1 protein-coding gene is annotated in these 375 nt (G+C 72.5%); it reads left to right on the top strand.

What is annotated here, in order from left to right:
- Positions 1 to 375 (top strand): acyltransferase domain-containing protein (locus ALMP_RS37765; RefSeq protein ID WP_264936498.1); only part of this gene is annotated, 375 nt, incomplete at both ends.

Genomic DNA, 375 nt, shown 5'->3' with positions numbered 1-375 from the left:
GTGCGATGGTCGCGGTGCAGGCGAGTGAGGCGGAGGTGGCGGCGGCGCTGGAAGGGGCGGTGTGTGTCGCGGCGGTGAACGGGCCGGAGTCCGTGGTGCTGTCCGGTGACGAGGAGCCGGTGCTTCGGGTGGCGGCCCGGTTCGCGGCCGAGGGGCGCAAGACGAAGCGGCTGACGGTCAGTCATGCCTTCCACTCGCACCGTATGGAGCCGATGCTCGCGCAGTTCCGCACGGTCCTGGAGGGGGTGTCGTACGCCGAGCCCGCGATCACGGTCGTCTCCAACCTGACCGGGCGGCCCGCCGAGGCCGGCGAACTGACCGACCCGGACTACTGGGTGCGCCAGGTCCGCGAACCCGTCCGCTTCGCCGACGGCG

It is taken from the genome of Streptomyces sp. A012304, from assembly GCF_026008495.1.
GTDB lineage: Bacteria > Actinomycetota > Actinomycetes > Streptomycetales > Streptomycetaceae > Streptomyces.
Note: the sequence above shows the minus strand (reverse complement) of the source record. Positions and strands in the feature narration are given on the sequence as shown.